This is a genomic window from Anaerobutyricum hallii (genome assembly GCF_900209925.1).
Taxonomy (GTDB): Bacteria; Bacillota; Clostridia; order Lachnospirales; family Lachnospiraceae; genus Anaerobutyricum; species Anaerobutyricum soehngenii.
Window position 1 is genome coordinate 1,765,725 of the sequence record NZ_LT907978.1, and the last position, 13,786, is coordinate 1,779,510.

General features: G+C 38.6%; 18 protein-coding genes. 11 read left to right on the plus strand and 7 right to left on the minus strand.

Annotated elements, in window-relative coordinates; all coding sequences use genetic code 11:
• Positions 1–526: 526 nt before the first annotated feature.
• From EHLA_RS08070 to EHLA_RS08085, 3 genes are all read right to left on the minus strand, one after another.
• Positions 527–1,366 (minus strand): aldo/keto reductase, encoded by an 840-nt coding sequence (locus EHLA_RS08070; protein WP_008393853.1) that lies wholly within the window; start codon positions 1,364–1,366, stop codon positions 527–529.
• Positions 1,367–1,370: 4 nt separating this feature from the next.
• Positions 1,371–1,754, minus strand: a complete 384-nt coding sequence (locus tag EHLA_RS08075) for an acyltransferase (RefSeq protein ID WP_242970696.1) — start codon at positions 1,752–1,754, stop codon at positions 1,371–1,373.
• 551 nt (positions 1,755–2,305) lie between these two features.
• Positions 2,306–2,671 carry an Ig-like domain-containing protein gene (locus tag EHLA_RS08085; protein WP_207653484.1) on the minus strand — a complete coding sequence of 122 codons (366 nt, stop codon included), beginning with the start codon at positions 2,669–2,671 and terminating at the stop codon, positions 2,306–2,308.
• A gap of 162 nt (positions 2,672–2,833) precedes the next feature.
• On the opposite strand from EHLA_RS08085, the gene EHLA_RS08090 reads away from it, so the two are divergent.
• Positions 2,834–3,310 (plus strand): DUF3800 domain-containing protein, encoded by a 477-nt coding sequence (locus EHLA_RS08090; RefSeq protein WP_157908565.1) that lies wholly within the window; start codon positions 2,834–2,836, stop codon positions 3,308–3,310.
• A 486-nt stretch (positions 3,311–3,796) separates the two neighbouring features.
• On the plus strand, positions 3,797–3,982 hold the full coding sequence (locus EHLA_RS17125) for a DUF6431 domain-containing protein (RefSeq protein ID WP_420313765.1): 186 nt from the start codon (positions 3,797–3,799) through the stop codon (positions 3,980–3,982).
• Between the two features lie 83 nt (positions 3,983–4,065).
• On the opposite strand, the gene EHLA_RS08095 is transcribed toward EHLA_RS17125, so the two are convergent.
• Together EHLA_RS08095 and EHLA_RS16615 are read right to left on the minus strand one after the other, a co-directional pair.
• Positions 4,066–4,884, minus strand: coding sequence for an IS3 family transposase (locus EHLA_RS08095; RefSeq protein ID WP_242970654.1), 819 nt, complete (start codon positions 4,882–4,884; stop codon positions 4,066–4,068).
• A complete protein-coding gene (locus EHLA_RS16615; RefSeq protein ID WP_229097941.1) occupies positions 4,874–5,221 on the minus strand; it encodes a transposase in 348 nt (115 codons plus the stop codon). The genes EHLA_RS08095 and EHLA_RS16615 overlap by 11 nt, the downstream gene beginning before the upstream one ends.
• Here EHLA_RS16615 and EHLA_RS08100 point away from each other — a divergent pair.
• From EHLA_RS08100 to EHLA_RS08120, 5 genes are all read left to right on the plus strand, one after another.
• On the plus strand, positions 5,190–5,663 hold the full coding sequence (locus EHLA_RS08100) for a DUF6431 domain-containing protein (RefSeq protein ID WP_123864850.1): 474 nt from the start codon (positions 5,190–5,192) through the stop codon (positions 5,661–5,663). The two genes, EHLA_RS16615 and EHLA_RS08100, sit on opposite strands and share 32 nt — an antisense overlap.
• A gap of 73 nt (positions 5,664–5,736) precedes the next feature.
• Complete coding sequence (locus tag EHLA_RS08105; protein WP_096240180.1) at positions 5,737–7,155, plus strand: DDE-type integrase/transposase/recombinase; 1,419 nt, start codon at positions 5,737–5,739, stop codon at positions 7,153–7,155.
• Positions 7,142–7,966, plus strand: a complete 825-nt coding sequence (locus EHLA_RS08110) for an ExeA family protein (protein WP_330399951.1) — start codon at positions 7,142–7,144, stop codon at positions 7,964–7,966. Before EHLA_RS08105 ends, EHLA_RS08110 begins: the two co-directional genes overlap by 14 nt.
• A gap of 65 nt (positions 7,967–8,031) precedes the next feature.
• Positions 8,032–8,535, plus strand: coding sequence for a putative ABC transporter permease (locus tag EHLA_RS08115; protein WP_096240184.1), 504 nt, complete (start codon positions 8,032–8,034; stop codon positions 8,533–8,535).
• 170 nt (positions 8,536–8,705) lie between these two features.
• The gene (locus tag EHLA_RS08120) at positions 8,706–9,146 is read left to right on the plus strand and encodes an SH3 domain-containing protein (protein ID WP_096240186.1); all 441 of its coding nucleotides are present in this window, start codon (positions 8,706–8,708) and stop codon (positions 9,144–9,146) included.
• A 64-nt stretch (positions 9,147–9,210) separates the two neighbouring features.
• Here the strand turns inward: EHLA_RS08120 and EHLA_RS08125 are convergent, their stop codons facing one another.
• Positions 9,211–10,029 carry an IS3 family transposase gene (locus EHLA_RS08125; RefSeq protein WP_242970654.1) on the minus strand — a complete coding sequence of 273 codons (819 nt, stop codon included), beginning with the start codon at positions 10,027–10,029 and terminating at the stop codon, positions 9,211–9,213.
• Positions 10,019–10,366, minus strand: a complete 348-nt coding sequence (locus tag EHLA_RS16620) for a transposase (protein ID WP_229097941.1) — start codon at positions 10,364–10,366, stop codon at positions 10,019–10,021. The genes EHLA_RS08125 and EHLA_RS16620 overlap by 11 nt, the downstream gene beginning before the upstream one ends.
• A 117-nt stretch (positions 10,367–10,483) precedes the next feature.
• Here EHLA_RS16620 and EHLA_RS08130 point away from each other — a divergent pair, with 117 nt between their 5' ends.
• The 4 genes from EHLA_RS08130 (at position 10,484) to EHLA_RS08140 (ending at position 13,753) form a co-directional block, all read left to right on the plus strand.
• Complete coding sequence (locus EHLA_RS08130; protein ID WP_096240187.1) at positions 10,484–10,897, plus strand: phage holin; 414 nt, start codon at positions 10,484–10,486, stop codon at positions 10,895–10,897.
• Complete coding sequence (locus EHLA_RS08135; RefSeq protein ID WP_096240189.1) at positions 10,897–12,210, plus strand: glucosaminidase domain-containing protein; 1,314 nt, start codon at positions 10,897–10,899, stop codon at positions 12,208–12,210. Before EHLA_RS08130 ends, EHLA_RS08135 begins: the two co-directional genes overlap by 1 nt.
• A 26-nt stretch (positions 12,211–12,236) precedes the next feature.
• Positions 12,237–12,386 carry a hypothetical protein gene (locus EHLA_RS16225; protein WP_157908566.1) on the plus strand — a complete coding sequence of 50 codons (150 nt, stop codon included), beginning with the start codon at positions 12,237–12,239 and terminating at the stop codon, positions 12,384–12,386.
• Positions 12,387–12,529: 143 nt separating this feature from the next.
• The gene (locus tag EHLA_RS08140) at positions 12,530–13,753 is read left to right on the plus strand and encodes an IS256 family transposase (protein ID WP_416791028.1); all 1,224 of its coding nucleotides are present in this window, start codon (positions 12,530–12,532) and stop codon (positions 13,751–13,753) included.
• The last annotated feature ends 33 nt before the right edge of the window (positions 13,754–13,786 follow it).

The following is a 13,786-nucleotide window of genomic DNA, read 5'->3' on the forward strand; positions in this document are numbered from 1 at the left end:
AAAATAACAAAAGCGTTCGTTGTCAGCTAATCCAGCTAACATTTTCGAACGCTTTGAAGCCCGTCGCCAAGAGGATTTGAACCTCCGACCCCTCGCTTAGGAGTTCGCGTCCGCACAGGAAACCTATATAATTTTGAGTTAATACAAGTCAAGGAAAGCCTTGATTTTACTAACTATTCTGTCATTTCATGTCAAAATAAGAAAACCCGAATTCATCTTAGTAAATCATCTTTCGGTGCTCGTCCGATGCTCGGAGCAACCGGAGGATGTAACTATTGCGTTCCATCGAGTTCACTTGGTTGGCCACGATTACGATTCGGCATCGCAACAATACTCACTTGGTTTTCTTATTAGATTAACTATATTATAACGTGCATGGGGTTGGATGTCGATGATTTTTTGACCATATTTTACTCGGATTTACTTACTGCTACTTCTAGATAAAAAGATTGAAGCAGTTGCTCCGTACTTCCCCATTTTACTGATTCAGCCATACATCATTTTTGCTCATACTATTTTCCCCATATTATTTTTCAAACTCTGGTTTCCAGTTTGCAAACTGTACAAGCTGTTCATCCGTGCGGTGATAATATCTTTCATTCTTGTCCAGCTTTGCAATCTGTTCCATTTCTTCATCTGTTAATGCAAAATCAAAGATATCCATATTGTCCTTAATGTGTTCTGCATTTTTACTTCCAGGAATTACAACAAATCCCATCTGAGTATGCCAACGGAGAATAACCTGTGCAGGTGTTTTTCCATATTTTTTGCCAAGTCCTGCAAATACCAACTCATTCATTAATGCTGTATCTCCATGTCCCAGCGGATACCAGCTCATAAGCTTAATTCCATATTTGTCTAAAGTTACACGAAGTTCTTTCTGTGTGAAATATGGATGTGCTTCCACCTGAATAAACTGAGGTACAATTTCCCACTTTGTTTCCAACTCTTCCATATATTTTCCTTCAAAATTCGAGATACCAATGGATTTTGCTTTGCCCTCTCTATACGCTTTTTCAAGCATTCTGTATCCGGCAAGCCAGTTGCCTGCAGGCTGGTGTATATAAAGTAAATCCACATAATCAACACCAAGTCTTTCTAGAGTTTCTTCTACAGTATTCTCATTTTCATATTCACTAGCCCATATTTTTGTTGATAGAAATATATTTTTTCTGTCAATTCCACTATCCTTGATTGCTCTTCCAACTGCACGCTCATTTACATAAGCATTTGCTGTATCAATTAGGGAATATCCCATTTTTAATGCCTCTAATGTACTTGTGTAGGCATCCTCTGGTGATAACATAAAAGTTCCTAGTCCAAGCATTGGACATTCCAAATTGTTATTCAACTTCATATTTTCCATCTTTTTAGTCCTCCTGAAATTTTTCTTTATCAAACATTTTTATTACTTTTGCCGGATTTCCAACTGCTACTGCATAATCCGGTACATCCTTTGTCACTACAGATCCAGCTCCCACAATTGCGTGTCTTCCGATACATACTCCCGGAAGTATCGTAGCTCCAGCTCCTACCCAGGCATATTCTCTTATCAGAACAGGCTTACAAGTCAGAGTACACAAATCATATGGATCATGATTATTGGAAATAAGCTGTACATTTGCAGCAATCATAGCATTATCTTCAATTGTTATTCCACCTCTTGCCATTGCAAGAAGATTACAATTGATAAATACATTCCTGCCAATCTTTACGCTTCCAACACATGCTCCATTAAGCGGTGGTGATATCATACTCCCATCTCCTAGGTTATTTCCAAACAATTCCTTTAATAAATGATTATATTCATCAGTAAAAGGCATTGTATGATTAATCTGAAATAATATTTTTGTCTGACGTTGCCCTTCTGTACTTTCTTTTATTGACGCAGTTCTTACATCAACACGTATTTCCTTATGACAAGAAATCAGACTATCAAATTAAAATAAATGGGAATGGAGTATATAGTTTTCAAACTCGCCTCCATGTTAATTCTCCAACTGGAAATAAGAGAGTTGAAGTTGCGTTATTTAAAAATGGAGATAGATACGCAGCATATGCATCAGGTTATACTACCCCAGTTAATTATACAATGACTTATTTAAACAACTATATACTATATTTATCCGAGGGAGATACTATAGATTTCAGAATTGCTCCTATAGATGGCTATTCTGTTAATGTTCAGATGGGGGATATTTTAATTTATGCTTTGGATTATGATCTTTGATGATACTGAATTATTATAATAAATAAAATTAGATAACAATAGGAGTTCTTTTTTTGAACCCCTATCAATAGATTATTATTTAACTTTTATCGTAATTTTAGCTTTCTTTCCAGTATTCGTTTTTAATGTAATTACAGATTTTCCCTTTTTGATCCCCTTTACTTTACCATTTTTGAGAATTTTTACAACTTTTGGTTTGGATGATTTCCAAGACAATATATCCTGAGCGTTTACAGGTTTTCTTGTATATTTAAGTTTTATGGATTTTCCTTTTTTAATTGTAATGGATTTTTTCTTAAATTTAAGCTTAGATGTAGGGGTTAATTTAAGCTTGGATGTAGATATTAATTTGGGGATAGTTTGTGATTGTAAAACAACTCCACATCTATTACATATTTTTTCTTTAAGTCCATTCTGTGAAGATGTAGGATTATTTACCACTATCCAATCACTAATATCATGTCCAAGAGCAGGAATAATTTTCCGATATACAACTTGGTGGCAAATATTACAACTTATAGTTTTATCCCAACTTTCAGTACAGGGGAAAAGAGGTTTTCTAAAGTATTTGATTGTCAAAAAATCAAAATTGTAGGAGGAAGTATGAATGTAGATTACATGAAAAAACATTATAACATAATAAAACCAACTCCTAATAACTGTCCTGTTAAATTTAGAAATGAAACAAATAAATATTTAATAACATTGCAACTGATGTTAGAAAATTACTGTCATTTCTTAGCTCTTCATAACGCTAAAGGTAGAATTGTATATGAGCATATTAGTGAAATAGACAATGAACGAATTACCTCTAAATTTTATCAAATAAAACTGATGGGTTCAATGTATATTACTAAACAGGCAATGGACGATCATTTGTTGGGAATCAATTTCATAAAGAAAGAAGAAAACAATATAGGTTTGCAAATAGCAGATTTTATCCCTAATGCTTTTGCTAGAGAACACGCAGGATTTGAACAATTAGATTCAGATAAAACCTTAATAAATAAATTGAAATATTATCGCTATGGAGGAGTAGATGGAAATCAAGACCGTTATGGAGTAAAATATATGCCATAATTTAAAAAAGCATATTGACAAAAGTAATTACATATATTAATATATGTGTAGGGATTGGGAGGTGGTTTTGTCATGCTTTGTCATGTATCAAAACTAGAGCCTAAAGCTCGAATATACTAATAAGTATATAGCTGTAATCGAACCCTATACCAAGAGAGTCACCGTATTAGGTGGCTCTTTTGTGTTATAAGAATGTTTAATATAGTTTTATTCATGTTCATTTCTTATTAATCATACAATTTCTTATCTTTATTTGCTATATATATATATATATATTAATCAATTTCTTTATTGTTATTGACCTCTTAAAATAGCGTAATAATGATTAGCTTGCGTGTCTCTGGATTGTTCTGTATACTGTCATTAGTTTACAGAAAGAAAAAAGTCTCAGAGCACCTTCCCTGGAAAGTCGTGTACTCTGAGACCTGGTCGCTAAAACCATGGTTATTATATCAGACTATACGTTAACCCTCAAGGGGAATTCAGGTGTTTTTTGTTGAGAGCAGTGTGACCAGCCATATATGTCCCAGATGTCAGGGGATTCTTGCCTACCGGGATTCACGCGTACGTATCCGAAGGAAAGAAGGCGGACGTAAGGAGCGTCTGATGATACGACGTTTCAGATGTAAAAACTGCCATTATAGTGGCTCAGTTGTCAAGACAAAAATCTAAGATTTTTATAATGAACTGATATGGTGGACAAGTTACAAGGAACATGGAGAGAACAGTGGAGCACTCCCCAGATCCAATATATGCTAAGCTACATATGGCATCAACATTGCCGGATAGTAGCATTCAGCCGGTGTTTGGTAATCAAGTGCAGAATGGCGTCGCTCAAAGTTGTAGGTGTGGATATACTGTCTGATAGCAGCCCTTGCTTCCCTGATGTTGTTGTACTGTGTCAGATAGGCTTCCTCATACTTGAAGCTGCGGAACCAGCGCTCAATCATGATGTTGTCTGCCCAGCGGCTTTTTCCATCCATACTCTGGCGGATACCGTTTTCCTTTACAAAGTCAATGTATTGCTGACTTGTAAACTGACAACCCTGATCTGAATTCAAGATCTGAGGTTTTGCCACTTTGAAAGCTTTTTTCAGGGCACTGATAACCATTCTGGTATCAAGTGTGTCATCCACTTCCCAGCCGACAATACAACGGCTATACCAGTCGATCACGGCTGTCAGATACAGAAATCCGCGCTTGATCGGAATATATGTAATGTCAATAGACCATGCCTGATTTGGTTTGTCTATGACCGCATTACGAAGAAGATATGGACATACTTTCGCCTGCTGCATTCGCTTGGAAAGATTCATCTTTGGATAAATCGGGTAAATATCCATCTCATTCATGTAGCGTCTTGCCTTGCGGCGTCCAACCTGGTAACCACGGGTTTTTAACTGTGCAGACATTTGTCTTGCGCCCCAAGTGGGATTATCTGTATGGAGATGATCAATGATCTCTTTGCAGGCCAGTTCCTCATCTGAAATAGGGGCACCCTTGTAATAAATGCTTGTACGGTTGATGTCAAGCAACCTGGCGCCAACAGAAGCCGGAATTTCCTTAGTCGTCAAAAGGTTTTGGACTAAACTTACTCTCGTAGTCAGGTCCACAAATTTCTTCAGATTTTTTTTTGAGCCAGTCAACCTGCATGGTTAACTGACCAACCTTTTTGGCATACTCCGCTTTCTCCTTACGCTCTTCGGCAAGCTTTTCTTTGAGGTTTTCCTCACGCTTGTCGTCGAACACAACCGAAGCATTGTTCAAGAACTCTTTTTTCCAGTTGCGGAGCAGATTTGGTTGGATGTTATTTTCAGTTGCAAGGGTATTGAGATCTTTCTCACCCTTAAGCAGCTCAATTACAAGGTCTGATTTGAATTTGGCATTAAAATTTCTTCTTTGTCTGGACATGATAATGGATCCTTTCTTTCATACTGGTTTAAGTATATCAGATTCATTAAAAACTGTCCGAAAAAGTGTCTTAATTTATGAGACCATTATACATTCCTATCATAATGAACTTCCGGATTGCCTCTCCCCGTATAAGCATTATGAAACTGAGGTTATATCAGGAGTTCTTGATGGAGTTGTCACTCCTGAAGATGCTGATTCCGAGGACTATCCGTCCATGCAGACCATGCAGCGCTGGCTCCTGTGGTTGCAGGTCAATCTGACCAACATAGAAGGCTACCTTAGAAGTGCCGGCTACAGTATCTTCAGACTTGGGGAAGGAGTCCTCTTCTCCAAAGGTTCACTGCTCGAAGCTATACGAAAAAAATATCAAAGCTGGCTGGAGATCATTCTCCGCCTGATCTATAACAGCGGGGGATTCCTGGTGCCGATCCCCTGGTAGCACTGTGCACCTACTTTGGTTCGTCTGTCACCGGCTGCTTCTGTATAGTGGTCTCAAAGGAGGTCGCTATACTATGAATACAAGCAAAAATCTTATGAAACAACAGTGGCAGGAACAGGAAGCACTCAAACGCTTTCAGCTTATATCTCCCCTTCTCAGGGAAGATATGGATGACGCAAAACGTCTGCAGCTGCGCAGGCAGATTGCACAGGAGAATAACATCTCCGTCCGCTCTCTTTATCGTTACGAGAAAGCATATGCAGAAAGCCAGTTCTCTGGACTCAAACCGGCAGACCGGCAAAAACACAGATCCCAGAGACTTCCGGACAATTTCGATTTTCTTCTGGAACAGGCAATCCAGCTCAGGAAAGAGGTCCCGGAACGGTCTGTTGCACAGATCATCTTCATTCTGGAAGCAGAAGGCTTTGTAGCACCGGGGGTATTAAAACGCCCAACCCTGGAAAGACATCTTTATAAAGCAGGGTTTGGCCGTGAACATATGCAGATGTACAGAGAAGCCCGTGAGAGTTCATCGAAACGCTTCTGCAAACCACACCGCATGATGCTGATCCAGGGAGATATCAAGTATGGTCCCAAACTTCCTATTGGAAAAAACGGTGCCAAAGTACAGACCTATCTGTCCTCGGCTATTGATGACCATTCCAGACGGCTGCTATTCTCCCGGTTCTATGATAATCAGGAAGAAGCGATCATCGAGGATACCTTTCACCAGGCGATCCTGCGTCACGGAACTTTTGATGCCTGTTACTTTGATAACGGATCACAGTATATCGCAAAGCAAATCCGTTTTTCCCTTTCCAAACTCGGCATCCGTGTCATTCATGCAAAGCCGAGAAGCGGAAAAAGCAAAGGCAAGATCGAAAAGTTCCACCAGGTCGTGGATGATTTTATCCGCGAATCGAAGCTGAAGGGTATCAAAAGCCTGGATGAATTAAACCGTCTCTGGGAGATCTTCGCAGACGAGTATTATCACAAGAAATCTCATGAAGGGATCAGTGAGTACTATGAAAGCCTTGGAGCTGCGGTCCCGGAAGAAGGGATCACACCTCTTCAGGAGTGGAACCGCGACAGCCGCCCGCTCACTTTCCTGGATGTTTCAGTCGTAGCGGAAGCTTTCCTTCATCACGAAGAACGCAAAGTTGACAAAGGCGGATGTATCAGTTTCCGCGGAATAAAATACGAGACAAAACCATCACTGATTGGGCATAAAGTTGAAATTTCTTATGACCCTGCCGCGCCTGAAACGATCACGGTTTCTTATCCAGGCTATGAACCTTTTACAGCACAGCCTATAAAAATCAGCTCATACTGTGACAAACGTCCCGTATTACCGGCATCCATGCAGGAACAGAAACCGAGCACATCCCGTTTTCTTGATGCTTTAGAAAACCGCCATGCACAGACACAGCGTCACATAGCTGACGCGATTTCATTTGCATCCTATCGGAAGGAGGCGAATGACAATGTATGAGGCATTCTTCGGTATGGAACACACACCCTTTGTCCGTGATGTTCCGCCTGAAAAGCTGTATGAATCATCTGCTTTTCGCGAGACATTAGGGCGTTTATCCTATGTGGCAGACCGCCAGATGTTTGCGGTTGTAACCGCTGATTCCGGATGTGGGAAATCAACGCTGATCCGCCGGTTTTACTCAGAGCTTCCTAAAGAGGATTACATCGTTCTTTATCTTTCAGACTCAAAGCTGACTCCAAGATGGTTTTATAAGGGGCTGCTGGATCAGCTCGGTCTGGAATCAAGGTTTTATCGGGGAGATTCCGAACGCCAGCTACAGCAGGAAATTGAAATCATCCGTGGAGTACAGCACAAGAAAGTTGTCTGTATCCTTGATGAAGCTCATCTATTGGAAAAAGAAACGCTGGAAGAATTCCGATTTCTTTTGAATTACAAATTTGATTCTGTCAGTCCCATGGCAGTAGTCCTTGTCGGGCAGACAGAACTTTGGGAAAACAAACTGAAGTTACAGCGTTACGCTGCTATTCGCCAGAGAATCGATATGTATTGTACGCTTCCACATCTGGACAGATCGGAAACAGAACAGTACATCGGAAGTCATATGGCGTATTCTGGATGTTCTCAGGAGGTTTTTACTGAAAAAGCAGTGGATGAGATCCACAAGGCATCTGCCGGAATTCCCCGTATGATCAACCGGATCTGCGAAAAGGCACTGATGTATGCCTTCCAACAGCAGAGACGTCTGGTCGATGACTATATGATCAAGTTTGTAGTAGAGCATGAAATGCTCACGGTCACAACTAAGTAAAAGTCAGCCGCCCGTTTTCGGGCGGCGAATCCACCATTATCTATGACAGGCAGTTAAGCAATCTGATGACAATTCGTGTGAGCAGTCTGGTGACAGCTCATGAAATCATTAACACTTTATGTTTCAGAAAGCAGGTGATTCAAACGCATAACATTAAAATCTTTATTAAATACCTTATACTCTTTCTGCTTGGAGGTTATACATATTACGGCATTGAAATCCTCTGGCGCGGCTATTCTCACTATAGCATGATTATATGCGGAGGAATCTGCTTTATTTACGCAGGGTTACAGAATGAACAAGTTGAATGGGATTATCCGTTCTGGAAACAAGTATTAAGAGTTGAAGCGTTTATACTAAGTGCTGAGTTTATTACAGGGTGTATTGTAAATCTTTGGCTTGGGTTGAATGTATGGGATTATAGCGATTTGCCGGGAAATATTTTGGGTCAGACTTGTCCGCAGTTTGCTCTGTTGTTTTTACCGTTAAGTGCGATTGCTATTATTGTTGATGATTTTATTAGATGGAAATGGTTTGGCGAAGAAAAGCCGAGATATAAATGGAGGTGATGTGGGTATGCTGAAAAGATTGTGGGATAAATTCATACAGAAGATTGCGAAAGATGTGAAAAAGGAATTGGTGAAGGATCTTGAAAGAGTTGGATATAGAAATAAATAATGATTTAATGGCTCTACTTTTTGGTAGAGTCTTTTTTATTATATAAAGGATGGTGATTATTATGGTTTTACAAACAATTTCTCGAATTAATCTTCGACAGTCGGCTTCTAAAACTGCGCCTGTTAAATATATTGTTCCTGCAAATACAGATGTTACAATTATCGGAACTAAAATCATTTGGAAAGATAATGTTCCATTTGTAAAAGCGACATATAATGGACATCAAGGATTTATTAACGGCAGATATCTTAGAGGTTTAGTTCTAAAGGTAAAAGGTCGAGATAATGCGAAATATCCTAAGTTAGCGGTTATTGCATCTGGACGAGCTTCACGAAGGATTAAGATTCCACAGCAAACTAAATTTGGTGCGTTCTGTCAGAAACATGGATGTTCTATGGCAGCTGCTACTATCGCTTTGCAATTTAGAGGAATTTTGAAATCTCCTGCGGATATAGTGGCTCAGTTGTCAAGACAAAAATCTAAGATTTTTATAATGAACTGATATGGTGGACAAGTTACAAGGAACATGGAGAGAACAGTGGAGCACTCCCCAGATCCAATATATGCTAAGCTACATATGGCATCAACATTGCCGGATAGTAGCATTCAGCCGGTGTTTGGTAATCAAGTGCAGAATGGCGTCGCTCAAAGTTGTAGGTGTGGATATACTGTCTGATAGCAGCCCTTGCTTCCCTGATGTTGTTGTACTGTGTCAGATAGGCTTCCTCATACTTGAAGCTGCGGAACCAGCGCTCAATCATGATGTTGTCTGCCCAGCGGCTTTTTCCATCCATACTCTGGCGGATACCGTTTTCCTTTACAAAGTCAATGTATTGCTGACTTGTAAACTGACAACCCTGATCTGAATTCAAGATCTGAGGTTTTGCCACTTTGAAAGCTTTTTTCAGGGCACTGATAACCATTCTGGTATCAAGTGTGTCATCCACTTCCCAGCCGACAATACAACGGCTATACCAGTCGATCACGGCTGTCAGATACAGAAATCCGCGCTTGATCGGAATATATGTAATGTCAATAGACCATGCCTGATTTGGTTTGTCTATGACCGCATTACGAAGAAGATATGGACATACTTTCGCCTGCTGCATTCGCTTGGAAAGATTCATCTTTGGATAAATCGGGTAAATATCCATCTCATTCATGTAGCGTCTTGCCTTGCGGCGTCCAACCTGGTAACCACGGGTTTTTAACTGTGCAGACATTTGTCTTGCGCCCCAAGTGGGATTATCTGTATGGAGATGATCAATGATCTCTTTGCAGGCCAGTTCCTCATCTGAAATAGGGGCACCCTTGTAATAAATGCTTGTACGGTTGATGTCAAGCAACCTGGCGCCAACAGAAGCCGGAATTTCCTTAGTCGTCAAAAGGTTTTGGACTAAACTTACTCTCGTAGTCAGGTCCACAAATTTCTTCAGATTTTTTTTTGAGCCAGTCAACCTGCATGGTTAACTGACCAACCTTTTTGGCATACTCCGCTTTCTCCTTACGCTCTTCGGCAAGCTTTTCTTTGAGGTTTTCCTCACGCTTGTCGTCGAACACAACCGAAGCATTGTTCAAGAACTCTTTTTTCCAGTTGCGGAGCAGATTTGGTTGGATGTTATTTTCAGTTGCAAGGGTATTGAGATCTTTCTCACCCTTAAGCAGCTCAATTACAAGGTCTGATTTGAATTTGGCATTAAAATTTCTTCTTTGTCTGGACATGATAATGGATCCTTTCTTTCATACTGGTTTAAGTATATCAGATTCATTAAAAACTGTCCGAAAAAGTGTCTTAATTTATGAGACCATTATACTTTTTTGTTTTTAGGAGGAATTATCATGAATAAAGTAAAGAATTTTTTAGAACAGATTAATGTAAAAGATATTAAGGCGAGTACATATGTCAGTGCTGTTGTTCTTATTTTTACGATGGTGAATTATGTGTTAAATATTATGGGGAAACCTGTAATCAATATCAATGAAAATGAAATTGCCGCATGGGTCACTGCTATTGTTGGTGTTGTCGGCATTATTTATTCTTGGTATAAAAATCAAAGTATTACTCACCCTGCGCAGGTAGCTGATGATATTATGAAAATCCTTAAAGACGGAAGAATCACTATTTCTGAATTAGAGGATTTTATTGCAAGATATTCCGAAACAGATTTAGATACAGAAGCAGATTTTGATGATATTGAAAAAGTACCAGAAGATGATGTGGATGATGAGATTGATGAAGGAAGTGATGAATAATGGCACTTACTGAAAAACAGAAAAATTTTATTAAAGTGATTGGAGAGTCTGCAAAAAAAGATATGCAGACTTCCCATATCTTAGCTTCTATTACAACTGCTCAAGCCATTTTGGAATCAGGTTATGGTACAAGTGAATTGGCTAAAAAAGCAAATGCATTATTTGGCATTAAAAAGAACGGATGGACAGGTAAAACATATACTGTTAAATCTAAAGAAGAGATAAATGGAAAGCTTGTATGGAAGACGTCTGTGTTTAGAAAATATGATTCTTATGCAGATAGTATTACGGATCATAGTCTTTATTTAATGACAAGAAAAGTAGATGGTAAGAATTTAACTTATAGTAAAGTAGTTGGTGAATGTAATTATAAGAAAGCAACACAAGCTTTACAAAATGCAGGATATAGCTCATATAGTAATTATGCGAATATGTTATGTAATCTTATTGAAAAATATAAATTGACACAATATGATGTACTCACAGTTACTCCTACTGCTGTATCAAATAAATCTGATAGAATTGATGTTCAGTGGCTTCAAAAGCGATTAAATGCTTGTTATAAGGGAAATTTAGATAAGTTATCTACGGATGGAATTTGGGGTACAAAAACTGCTGAAATGTTCAAAGCATATCTCAAACAAGTTGGACTTCCTGTAAAGAATACTGCGAATAAACAGGCTTGTAATTATTTAAAGAAGGGTATTGTTAAAAAAGTTTCTACATCTACCACTGTTTCTGTAAATACAGCAAATCCTGTTACTTCAAATAAAAAAGTGAATAAGAAAATCGCACTTAGCATCGGACATAGTATTTTAAAAAATGGTGAATGTACTTCTGCCAGTGGTGTTGTAAATGAATATAAATACAATAAAAAGCTTGCGCCATATATCAAGAAATATCTTGAAAAAGTTGGATGCACAGTTGACATTATTAATGTTCCAGAAAAGAAATATACAAGCAAAAGTTCTGAAAAGACATATAAGCTTGAGAAGATTAATGGACATAAATATGATATGGCTATCGAATTACATTTGAATTGTGCAAACGGTAAAGCACATGGATGTGAAGTATATTATGTGAGTTCTAAAGGTAAGGAAATTGCCCAGAGAATTGATAAAAAATTAGGTACGGTATTTACAGATAGAGGTGTTAAAACGGCACAGTTATATTTCTTAACGAAAACAGATTGCCCATCAGCATTAGTAGAATCCTTCTTCTGTGATTCAAAATCTGACTATAAGATTGGTAAGAATTATGATAAGATTGGTAAGTTGATTGCTGAGGGTATTGCAGGGGTAAATATCAATTAAGTAAAAAGAAAATGGGGATAGTATATATGGCAGCAGTAACAAAACCTATAAATAGAATGACTATCATTAAAACTAAGGAATCTGCTGAATTTATTAAAAAATTTAACAAGAATAAAGTCTCACAAGAGTTTTTAGAGTCTTGTAAAAAGGCAGGTAAGTTATTGTCAATTAGATAAAATATACATTAATATTTAAGGGAAGAATCTATTTGAGACTGTAATTAATTCTGTGTAAACTCTAAAAGAGCTGTATATCCTCTTGGATTGATGTTAAAATAAATATCAATTCAGGAGGATTTTTTATGGCACGAAGAAGAAAAATGGATCCAGAACGCAAAGCGTTCATCAACAGCTTGTTGGAACACTATCAACCAAAGGATGCTCAGGATATCCAGGACATGCTCAAGGATTTGTTAGGCGAAACGCTGCAAGGTATGTTAGAAGCTGAAATGGATGATCACCTTGGATATTCCAAGTATGACTACAAGAACAAAGAGACAGACGATAGCCGTAATGGTTATAGTCCTAAAACAGTCACCTCTTCAATGGGAACGATCGATCTGGATATACCACGAGATCGAAAGGGAGATTTTGAACCGCAGATTGTGAAAAAGAATCAGACAGATATCTCAAACATTGAAGATCAGGTACTCTCTATGTATGCGAAGGGAATGACGACAAGGGATATCTCCTCTCATCTCAAAGATGTTTATGGTGTGGATGCATCAGCAGAAATGATATCACATATGACAGATCGAATCCTTCCTATCGCAAAAGAATGGCAAAATCGGCCGCTGGAAAGAAAATATGCCATTGTTTTTATGGATGCGGTACATTTCCATGTTCGAGAAGACAATCGAACGGTAAAAAAAGCGGTTTACGTTGCTATAGGTGTTAAACTGAATGGAAAACGTGAGGTTCTCGGCATGTGGGTAGGAGGAAATGAAAGTGCGAAATACTGGTTGTCCGTTCTCAACGAGATAAAAAACAGAGGTGTGGAAGATATCATGATCGTATCCGTAGATGGATTGACCGGATTCGGGGATGCAATTCATGCAGTATTCCCACAGGCGGAGATCCAAAGGTGTATTGTGCATCAGATCCGTTATTCTACAAAATTTATCTCTTACAAAGATTTAAAACCATTTATGGCGGATTTAAAGCTGGTTTACAAAGCGGATACAGAAGATCTTGCACTCACAGCCTTGGAAGATCTGGAAGAAAAATGGGGCAAAAAATCCCCTGCTTCCATTGGATCCTGGAGAAATAACTGGACACAATTATCCACATATTTTAAATATCCATCTGAGATACGTAAATTAATATACACTACAAATTCCATCGAAAATTTTAACCGCCAGCTACGCAAGGTTACGAAATCCAAGACTATTTTTCCGACGGATGATGCACTTTTCAAGATGCTCTATCTGGCAATGATGGATGCTACAAAAAAATGGACCGGAAAGGCTTGGGACTGGGGTCTGACACTGGATCAGTTATGCATTTATTTTGGGGATCGGATCCAGCCAGAGGATATCGATTAAGCACAGATTCAATCGCATATCAAGGGTAAATAA

Bases quoted from the DNA above. Each gene is read 5' to 3' on its own strand.
- EHLA_RS08140 (WP_416791028.1), top strand. From the start codon at position 12,530: ATGGATCCAGAACGCAAAGCGTTCATCAACAGCTTGTTGGAACACTAT.
- EHLA_RS08130 (WP_096240187.1), top strand. From the start codon at position 10,484: ATGAATAAAGTAAAGAATTTTTTAGAACAGATTAATGTAAAAGATATT.
- EHLA_RS16615 (WP_229097941.1), bottom strand. From the start codon at position 5,221: ATGTCCAGACAAAGAAGAAATTTTAATGCCAAATTCAAATCAGACCTT.
- EHLA_RS08105 (WP_096240180.1), top strand. From the start codon at position 5,737: ATGAATACAAGCAAAAATCTTATGAAACAACAGTGGCAGGAACAGGAA.
- EHLA_RS16225 (WP_157908566.1), top strand. From the start codon at position 12,237: ATGGCAGCAGTAACAAAACCTATAAATAGAATGACTATCATTAAAACT.
- EHLA_RS08075 (WP_242970696.1), bottom strand. From the start codon at position 1,754: ATGATATCACCACCGCTTAATGGAGCATGTGTTGGAAGCGTAAAGATT.
- EHLA_RS08110 (WP_330399951.1), top strand. From the start codon at position 7,142: ATGACAATGTATGAGGCATTCTTCGGTATGGAACACACACCCTTTGTC.
- EHLA_RS08070 (WP_008393853.1), bottom strand. From the start codon at position 1,366: ATGGAAAATATGAAGTTGAATAACAATTTGGAATGTCCAATGCTTGGA.
- EHLA_RS08120 (WP_096240186.1), top strand. From the start codon at position 8,706: ATGGTTTTACAAACAATTTCTCGAATTAATCTTCGACAGTCGGCTTCT.
- EHLA_RS08135 (WP_096240189.1), top strand. From the start codon at position 10,897: ATGGCACTTACTGAAAAACAGAAAAATTTTATTAAAGTGATTGGAGAG.
- EHLA_RS08115 (WP_096240184.1), top strand. From the start codon at position 8,032: ATGACAATTCGTGTGAGCAGTCTGGTGACAGCTCATGAAATCATTAAC.
- EHLA_RS08090 (WP_157908565.1), top strand. From the start codon at position 2,834: ATGAATGTAGATTACATGAAAAAACATTATAACATAATAAAACCAACT.
- EHLA_RS16620 (WP_229097941.1), bottom strand. From the start codon at position 10,366: ATGTCCAGACAAAGAAGAAATTTTAATGCCAAATTCAAATCAGACCTT.